Origin of the sequence: Methylomicrobium sp. Wu6 (genome assembly GCF_035916875.1) — a bacterium.
GTDB lineage: Bacteria > Pseudomonadota > Gammaproteobacteria > Methylococcales > Methylomonadaceae > Methylomicrobium.
Genome location: NZ_JAXUHN010000069.1, coordinates 25,681 through 35,083, shown reverse-complemented (window position 1 = coordinate 35,083; position 9,403 = coordinate 25,681). Strand labels below are relative to the sequence as shown.

Annotated in this window: 6 protein-coding genes; 4 read left to right on the top strand and 2 right to left on the bottom strand. The window is 50.6% G+C overall.

The window, feature by feature from the left end:
- Window positions 1–561: 561 nt before the first annotated feature.
- Genes U2W12_RS08495 through U2W12_RS08485 form a run of 3 tightly spaced genes read left to right on the top strand, consistent with a single transcriptional unit; the run spans window position 562 to window position 5,368 of the window.
- Window positions 562–2,751: a glycoside hydrolase family 3 N-terminal domain-containing protein gene (locus U2W12_RS08495; protein WP_326500245.1), complete on the top strand. Its 2,190-nt coding sequence runs from the start codon at window positions 562–564 to the stop codon at window positions 2,749–2,751.
- A 44-nt stretch (window positions 2,752–2,795) separates the two neighbouring features.
- Window positions 2,796–4,082 (top strand): sugar MFS transporter, encoded by a 1,287-nt coding sequence (locus U2W12_RS08490; RefSeq protein WP_326500244.1) that lies wholly within the window; start codon window positions 2,796–2,798, stop codon window positions 4,080–4,082.
- Window positions 4,079–5,368 carry a transglycosylase SLT domain-containing protein gene (locus tag U2W12_RS08485; protein WP_326500243.1) on the top strand — a complete coding sequence of 430 codons (1,290 nt, stop codon included), beginning with the start codon at window positions 4,079–4,081 and terminating at the stop codon, window positions 5,366–5,368. The genes U2W12_RS08490 and U2W12_RS08485 overlap by 4 nt, the downstream gene beginning before the upstream one ends.
- A 265-nt stretch (window positions 5,369–5,633) precedes the next feature.
- On the opposite strand, the gene U2W12_RS08480 is transcribed toward U2W12_RS08485, so the two are convergent.
- Window positions 5,634–7,079: a DUF2252 domain-containing protein gene (locus tag U2W12_RS08480; RefSeq protein WP_326500242.1), complete on the bottom strand. Its 1,446-nt coding sequence runs from the start codon at window positions 7,077–7,079 to the stop codon at window positions 5,634–5,636.
- A 264-nt stretch (window positions 7,080–7,343) separates the two neighbouring features.
- On the opposite strand from U2W12_RS08480, the gene U2W12_RS08475 reads away from it, so the two are divergent.
- Window positions 7,344–8,513 (top strand): phosphoglycerate dehydrogenase, encoded by a 1,170-nt coding sequence (locus U2W12_RS08475; protein WP_326500241.1) that lies wholly within the window; start codon window positions 7,344–7,346, stop codon window positions 8,511–8,513.
- Window positions 8,514–8,559: 46 nt separating this feature from the next.
- Here U2W12_RS08475 and U2W12_RS08470 read toward each other — a convergent pair whose 3' ends face one another.
- Complete coding sequence (locus tag U2W12_RS08470) at window positions 8,560–9,207, bottom strand: HTH domain-containing protein (protein ID WP_326500240.1); 648 nt, start codon at window positions 9,205–9,207, stop codon at window positions 8,560–8,562.
- Between the last annotated feature and the right edge of the window lie 196 nt (window positions 9,208–9,403).

The window sequence follows — 9,403 nt, the reverse complement described above, 5'->3', positions numbered from 1 at the left end:
AACTCTACGCGCTCCTGTTGGCTCAACTTAACCACCTTAGCAATACGCCCCATCGATAACTCCTCTGCAATTTTCAGAGGATTATATATCTATCGTATTTTTATACAATTAGACACTAGGATGAGGAGGGAATAAAGCATTTTACTGATGGAGGTCATGGTTTGCGGCTCCGATACTAACGTTTTGGCATATCAAGCATCTTAAGGAAGCTCTAATTAAGTCCTTCGACAAGCCCAGGACGAAAGCGAGTTGTTGATTCCGTTCATGGTGATCTTGTCGAACCATGAATGGAATCAACTTGTTCAGGGCTTCTTTAAATCGATGATCGAGACATCATTCAAAAAAGGCACGAATTTCATTTTCGTCTTCCTAATGGACAAATACCACAACGGGCCTGTCCTATTCAGGCACTGAAAGCTTGGCGGGAAAAAGAGCCTGACAGGTGCATTTCGGATATGCATAATCTTACGGAACTTGACACTTAACCAAATGAAACGAGCCTTAACCTTGAAAGTAAAAATCTGTTTAATTATTACCTTATTTCTTCCTTTGGAGCATGCCGTGAGCGCTCAAACTGAAAAACCGAACATCGTTTCTCAAGTTGATCATCTACTTGCCCAAATGACTTTGGAAGAAAAAGTCGGCCAGATGACGCAAGTTGATTTTACGGTTATCGGCGTGCAAGAAGAACTCAATAAGGGTGAATTTATCGATCCGACCAAGCTCGAAGATGCGGTATTAAGGCGCCATGTCGGATCGATTATGAATGCGCCATTCACGCCCAAGAACAAAGCGCTGCCGCCAGCGACCTGGTGCAGGATGCAGGAATCGATCCAGGCAGTGTCCGCCAGGTCGCGCTTAAAAATTCCGGTGCTCTACGGTATCGATGCGATTCACGGCGCAACGTACACGCAAAACGCGACCTTGTTTCCGCAAGCGATCAGTATGGCGGCGACCTTTAACCCGGATTTGAGTTTTAAAGCCGGCGAGATTACGGCCCGAGAAATTCGCGCCTCCGGCATACGGTGGAATTTTTCGCCGATGCTGGATATCGGCCGACAGCCGCTATGGCCGAGACTATGGGAAACTTACGGCGAAGACGTGCATTTAGCCACGGTGATGGGAACCCGTTATATCGAAGGCCACCAAGGTGCCGATTTTAGTGCTGCCGATAAAGGCTTAACCTGCTTGAAACATTATGTCGGTTATAGCTTGCCGTTTAACGGCAAAGACCGCACGCCGGCATTTATCGGTGAGCGCACGCTGCGCGAATATTTCCTGCCCACGTTTGCCGCGGGCATCAAAGCGGGCGCGCCCACGGTCATGGTCAACTCCTCCGAGGTTGACGGCATTCCGGGACACGCCAATCGTCATTATCTGACGACCATTTTAAGAGAGGAATTGGGTTTTAAAGGCTTTACGGTGTCGGACTGGGAAGATATTAAACGCTTATATACCCGCGATAAATTAGCGGCTTCGGAAAAAGAAGCCGTCAAGATTGCGGTGATGGCTGGCGTGGATATGAGCATGGTGCCGTTCGACTTTTCGTTTTACGATATTTTGGTGGAACTGGTTAAAAGCGGCGAAGTCCCCATCGCGCGTATCGATGAAGCGGTCGGTCGGATTTTGACGGTGAAATATCAGGCCGGCTTGTTTGCTCCGTCTAATACTCCGATAGCGGAAGAGGGCAATTTTGCCACGCCTGAGGCTACCGCCGCCAACAGGCAGGCAGCGCATGAGGCGATTATTCTCGCAAAAAATGGCGGCCACCTGTTGCCGTTGAAAAAGGACGCGAAAATATTGGTGACCGGCCCAACCGCGAATCTTTTAAGCGTGATGAACGGCGGCTGGACCATTACCTGGCAAGGCGATGCGGAGCAGTTATACCCGAAGGACAAGTTGACGGTCGTCGGCGCACTGCAAAAACAATCCACCGGTAAGGTCACGTACGTCGGCGGCAAGCGTTTCGACGATCCGATCGATATTGCCAAAGTCATCGAGGAAGCCAAGCATCATGATGTGATTTTGTTATGCCTGGGCGAGCCGCCGTATACCGAAACCGTAGGCAATATTCCCACCCTGGATCTTGCCCCGGAGCAACTGGCTTTAGCCGATGCGGTATTGGCAACCGGTAAACCGGTCATTTTATTGACTTTCGGCGGCCGCCCTCGCATTATCACGCCGATTGCCGAAAAAGCAGCGGCCGTATTGCTGGGTTTTTTGCCGGGAATGGAGGGAGGACTGGCCGTCGCGGATATTTTATATGGCGACTATAACCCGGACGCCAAAATACCGATCACCTACCCGCGCGCGACCAATGACATCATGATGTATGATTACAAGCCTATCGAGTCATACGAATTGAATACTTATAATCCTTTGTATCCTTTCGGACATGGTTTAAGTTACACCACCTTCGAAACCGGCAATTTACGCGTCGATAAAACCAGCATAGGTTTGCATGAAAACATCAGCGTTGGCGTGGATGTCAAGAATACCGGAAAGCTCGCAGGCAAGGAAACCGTTTTAGTGTATCTGAACGATGCGGCCGCTTCCGTAACCCGCCCCAACAAGCAGTTAAAAGCTTTTAAAAAAATCGCACTTGAACCGGGAGAAACCCAACGCTTGAACTTTACGTTAACTCCCGATGATTTGTCGTTTATCGGTTTGGATTTAAAACGGATTGTCGAACCGGGAGATTTTAACGTAATGGTAGGGAATCAAAGCGTCAAGTTTACTGTGAGACCCTAAGAAGACTCTGGTTAGGCCCAATATTGAGTATCATTCAGGACGTTATGTCTTCTAAAAATCCATATTTTGGTTCTTTGAGCATTTTAACCTCACTGTTTTTCATGTGGGGTTTTGTGACTTGCCTGAATGACATTCTGATTCCGCATCTCAAATCGCTGTTCATTCTTAACTATACCCAGGTCATGCTGGTGCAGTTTTGCTTCTTTGCAGCCTACCCGATTGTTTCGGTGCCGAGCGGGTATTTCGTTGAAAGATTCAATTACCAGGCGGGGATTATTACGGGACTCACTCTGGCCAGTATCGGCTGTTTGCTGTTTTATCCCGCTGCGGAATTACTTTGCTATCCGCTGTTTCTCGCTGCCTTTTTTGTTTTGGCTTCGGGAATCACTTTATTACAAGTTTCCGCTAATCCTTATGTCACGATTTTAGGTCAACCCGAAACGGCCTCCGGCAGGCTTACGCTCACGCAAGCTTTTAATTCGCTCGGCACTACCTTGGCGCCCTATTTCGGCGGCTTATTGATATTGACTATCCCCGTCAAAACCATTGATGAACTGAAATCCCTGAATGCCGAAGCATTGGCAGCTTATCAATCTACTCAAGCCAAGCTGGTTCAGTTGCCTTATTTAGGACTGGCAGGCACCTTATTACTCATCGCCCTGATCTTCGCGTGGATTAAACTGCCGAATATTGCTCCTGCTGTCATTGAACGCAACAACACGGAGCTCCAGGTAAACGGCAATAAAAATGCCTGGCATTATCGGCATTTGATACTGGGGGCTTTGGGCATTTTTGTTTATGTCGGCGCTGAAGTCGCCATCGGCAGCTTTTTGATCAGTTATCTGGGGGAACCCCATGTCGCCGGGTTGTCGGCGCAAGCCGCCAGCAAATATGTTTCATTTTACTGGGGCGGCGCGATGCTGGGGCGGTTTGTGGGAGCCCCCCTTATGCAGTACATTTCGGCAGGCAAATTACTGACCTTTAATGCATTGAGCGCCACCCTCCTGGTGTTAATCGCGATGTTAGGGAGCGGTCTTATCGCGATGTGGTCTCTCTTGGCTATCGGCTTGTTTAATTCCATTATGTTTCCGACTATTTTTTCCCTGGCATTCAATGGCCTCGGCAAGCATACCGGTCAAGGTTCCGGCATTTTATGTACTGCTATTGTTGGCGGTGCTATACTGCCGGCGATACAAGGCGTGTTTGCCGATAGAATCGGCCTGCAACTTGCTTTTTTTATTCCCGCACTTTGTTATTGCTATATCGCCTATTATGGCTGGCGGGGTAGCCGCCTGAATATATTTTATCAAACGGGCGAACGTGAACGATGAAACCTTTAGTACCTTTGATTATGCGGATGCTGCATTTATCGGCGATTGCGCTTGCATTGAACGCCTGCAGCAACACTAAACCCGAGGAAATCCGCTGGCAACCCGTCGCGTACAGATCCTTTCCTAAAATCGAGACGAATCCGCCGCAAAATTTTTCCGGACCTCATTTCGAGACGGCGCCATCGCAAAGCTTCGATAGGCCGACGGCCGGCTCCTACGGGCCAACGGCTTACTCCGGCGTATTTATCAAACCTCGCGAACTGCAACCGGCGGTAGAATTCTGGCGCAAAGTCTATGTGAAGTGGCGGCGCGCGGAAGTCGTATTTCATGACGACCGCAATATGGACGTCATATACGAAGTGCTGGAATTGCCGGGCTATGTTGACGATAGTCTGACCAGTGAACAAAAGGAAATTGTTAACCGACGCCTTGATTTTTGGAAAGCCCAATTAGCCATTCTGGAGAGCAAACGCCGTTACAACACCTCGTTGAATGCCAACGACCAGCAATTAATCGCCAAGCTCGAAAGGAGCGGCAGGCCGCTTAACAGCGTATTGAACGGCGCCTCCGAACGCGTGCATATGCAACGTGGAATCCGCGAACGCTTCAAACGCGGGCTCGAGATCAGCGAACGCTATGAGCAGCGATTCAGGAAAATATTCCGTGAAGCCGGCTTGCCGGAGGATCTGGCCTACCTGCCGCATGTCGAATCTTCGTTTCAACCCGCGGCAAGATCCTCCGCCGGCGCCGTCGGCATGTGGCAATTCACCCCCGCGGCAGCGAAAAGATTTATGCCGGGGGACTATAGAAAAAGAGTTATATCTGCGGGCAAGAAAAAGAGAGTTACGGCTGCGGGTAAGAGAAAAAGATATATGGCTGCGGGAAAGAGAAAAAGATTTATGCCGGTAGTCAAGATAGTTGATCGGCGCCTCGACCCTTTGGCTTCCGCCGCCGCAGCAGCCCGCTATTTGAGTTACGCCTACAGTATACTGGGCGACTGGCCTGCCGCGATAACTTCCTTCAACCATGGCATCGGCGGTATGAAACGAGCGCAAAATCAAGCCGGCCGCGACTTCGCTCATATCGTGCAGAGCTATTCAGGTCCCGCGTTCGGCTTTGCTTCCCGTAATTATTACGCCCAATTTCTGGCGGCGCGTGAAATTGCTACCAATCCGATGCAGTATTTTTCGGAAGAAGAAATATCTGACGAAAATAATGGACGCCATAAAATTAACGTTCAAAGAGCCGCCTTATCTCCTTTGAGCGAAGTGGCTAGCGAAAGGTAACCGCGTTTCGAGAGTATCGACCCTGCCGAAGAGAGGATCGAGGCATTCGGTAATAGCCGCAAGTGCTTCGCCTCGCGCTGCTTCATGTCGCTTCTGGATGGGTTCTAGCTTCAGCGTGCCCGCATAAGAAAACAATCTTTCGCAAAACAAAAATAGTGGCTCTCTTTTGGTTGAACTCCAGCATCCATACCGGAATGACGTAGTAGAAAACTCTTAACTTAATGGCAGGGGTAACCGGTCGGATGACTGGGTAAGGGGGGCTCAATTACTCGTCTTCCTCGATGATGGTCTTTATTCTTCCCGAGTTTACAGCTTTCACCAACGCCGCGTGATCGCGCCGAGTCTGGTCGGCATATGCTAAAGAAAATTCACCGATTGCCCGGTCGAATTTATCGGTTTTGCCCAGATAGCCGCTGATCGTCGATGCATCTCCCGACCGGGCATGGGCACGGGCCAGGGTCGATCCGCATAGCTCGGCATAGAGTTTAAATTGCTGAACGGTAGCGCCTTCGAGAGGAGCGGACAGTTTCTTATCGTGCAACTGGCGCACGAAGAAATCGCGGCCGTTAGCCGGCCGGCCCCAGCCCAGAAAGATATCGCTGTAAGATTGCATCAACCGTTGTCCCATCACGACGCGTTGTGCGTGATTGTCATAGCGGCTTTTGCCGGCATAGGGCTCCAGCACCGAAGGGCAGGCGTCCTTGAACTCTAGCAACAGGGCCGGGCTTTCCGCAGAGAAAAATAGCCCGATAGCAGAGCGCGTTCCAACGCTGCCGATGCCGGCGACTGTCACCGCATAGTCTTCCAGTCGGTAGCGATCAAACAGTACCCGCATCTCGTCCGAAAGCGTTTGACGATAGACTTCAATTTCCTCGCGAAATCGCTTTTCAAACTCCTCGCCTTGTGCATGGAAGAGTATCGGCGGCCGGTCGAGCAGGCGATGGCGGCCGTCGGTCGGCGCGGCAATTTTGGGAAAGGGACTATCGCCGATAAGGTGGTGCGCTTTCTCGACTAGCCGTTCCCGGCGTTTTTTAGTTTTTCCATTGGGCGCCATGGCAATAAGGCTATCGGAGTCCAAACGGTGGTCCGAGTTCTCCATTGAGTTCATCTTCGAATACTTCCGCACATTCTCCCGATATGCGCGGGCACAGCCGGCGGCAGCAACCTGAGCATCATCGTCGCTGAGCCGTTCGTCGCGGGCGGCGACGGCGAAACTGGCCGCCAGACGCTTGATATCCCATTCCCAGGGAGCCGGAAGCGTTTCGTCGAAATCGATGATGTCGAATACCAGGTTGCGTTCCGGGGTGGCGAAGAGGCCGAAATTGAGCAGATGGCAGTCTCCGCAGGCCTGCACCTGAATACCGGTATTGGGGGTAGCCGCTAGATCATAGGCCATGAGGCCCGCAGAACCGCGCAAAAAGGTAGAGGGATTGCGCAGCATACGCCCGTAACGGATGGGAACCCGTTCCGGGTCTCGACCCTGATTGGTCTCTTCCAAAATGTCGATAGGGTCACGGCGGCTGGCCGAGGCTGTCCAGCCGGCATGGCTTGAGCGTGACACCTTATTGCGCAGCAGCCTGCCGGCGGCGATAGGCTCTTCGCGCGCATGAAATTCAACAGTTTGAACTTTCGCAGTGGCTGCCACGGACTCCGGTTTTTGGGTTTTGATCTTGACGGTGGTTTTTGGGGGGTGTTTCCTGACGGTGGCCATGAGTTTTATCGGGTTCAAAGTTGCGGAAGTGGTTTACAAAATTTGCATCGTTTTCGACATTTTCTCATTATGCACTATATCTCGGCGACCCGCTTTGCAACAAATTCGGAGTATGGCTTTAATGGGTCCAGAAAACACGCTTCAAGCATTTTTCTTCATACAAATGTAATGAGCTCACTATAAATTTCACAGCTACGCAGAAATTAATCCCTTGCGGCCAAACTGACAGTCTCCTTCAACCTTCTGGATTTGCGAGCAATCCTCATGTACAAAATACTTACCCTGAATAGCATCTCATCCAAGGGTTTAGAAAAACTGCCTCGCAGCAATTACGAAGCTGCCCCGGAAGTTCAGTATCCTGACGCCATCCTGTTGCGTTCCTTCAATCTGCATGGCGTTCCTATTCCCGACACCGTCAAAGCTGTGGGGCGCGCCGGCGCAGGCGTGAACAACATTCCGGTGGCAGACTATTCGGAGCGAGGCATTCCGGTGTTCAACGCGCCGGGAGCCAACGCCAATGCCGTGAAAGAGTTGGCGATAGCCGGTCTGTTCCTCGCCGCAAGACATATCCCGGCGGCGTGGGATTTCGCTCGCAGTCTGGAAGGCGACGACGAACGTATCAATCAACAAGTGGAAAAAAGCAAAAAACACTTTTGCGGATTCGAACTGGCTGGAAAAACTCTGGGCGTACTTGGTTTAGGGGCGGTCGGCGTAAAAGTTGCCAATGCCGCAACAGCTCTGAATATGAAGGTTATCGGTTTCGATCCTATGCTTACCCTGGAAAGCGCTTGGCAATTATCGTCGTCAGCCATACGTGCGCAGAGCATTGACGATTTGGCCGCAAAATCGGATTTCATTACGCTACATGTTCCTCTCAACGAGGCGACTCGGCAATTGATGGATGCTTCCCGCCTAAAAATCGTTAGGCCGGGCGCAATATTGCTCAATTTCTCTCGCGCCGGAGTGGTGGACGAAGCGGCAGTGATCGAGGCTTTGGACGATGGCAGGCTCGGTGCGTATGTTTGCGATTTTCCCAGTTCCGCCACCCGCAATCAGCCTAAAGCCATCGTGCTGCCGCATCTTGGCGCGTCGACAGGCGAGGCCGAGGACAATTGCGCAGCCATGGTGGCGGAGCAGGTGCGCGATTTCCTGGAAAATGGAAACATCCGCAACGCGGTGAATTTCCCCGACACCTTTATGCCGCGAAACGGCGGCGTGCGGTTGGGCGTCGCCAATCGAAACATTCCCAACATGGTCGGCCGGATTTCTACTGCCCTCGCCGAAGCCAACCTCAATATCGCCAGCCTAATAAACAAGTCGCGCGGAGAATATGCTTACACGCTTATCGAACTTGAAACCGACATTCCACCGGAAACTTTCGAGCGCATCCGGTCCGTGTCCGGAGTGTTATCCGCGCGTATCATTCCGGCATAGCATCGCCGGCAAGGAGGCCATCGGGAAACGCAGTGGCAAACCGAATTCAAGATGCCGTGCTGCCGGGCTTTCTAACTTTAAAGGTGCACGCACAATCGCCTTTTGCCAGACAAGCTACTTGCTCCACTTTTTGGTCCAACAAGGTGGATATCAGTGCCAGATCGAATTCGCAGATTTCATCATGCTTTTGAACCAGGTCATGGTAAACGCAATTATGTGCCTGAATACTGAATTCATCGGATTCGATTTTGGCATCGGCTTGTACTTGATAACCAAGATCCGACATGAGCATGACCAACTCATCAATTTTTTCGTTGAGCTCCCTTCCTTCAAACCGTCTGTGTAATTTTTCCGCACACTTGACGCCGAGTTTCCTCATATAGTTCTTAAACCGTTCGGGGCCTATTTCCTGCTGCAAATCGCTAAGCATTAGCTCCGAAAACCAGGCATATTGCTTCGGAAAATAGTTGATTCCCCTGTCGGTTATGACATAGACCGTTACCGGGCGTCCGGCGGTTTTATTAAGCGTATTTTTTTTAATGTAGCCTTCGTTTTCAATGGCAGCAAAATGTTGTTGCACGGCGGTTCTTGAAATATCCAGAGCGTCGGCAATGTCGTCAATACTCAATCCATTCCTGTTTTCCAGCAATAGTTTAAGTATCTGATTTTGGCGTGAACTTATCTTTTGAGGCATAACGGCCCTCACTCTAGCAAATGTGATTTTCAGTAAGGTTACCACAAGCTAGGTCCGGTAGAAATATTGTAAAACAAATAAAAGTTTTAAAATATTTATATTGAAAAAGCGCAATTATTGTTATAGACTTTCTTCCAACTGGGGCTTCTTTGTTAACAACCGGCTGCTCACCGGTTGTCCCCCCCTCCCTCATGAT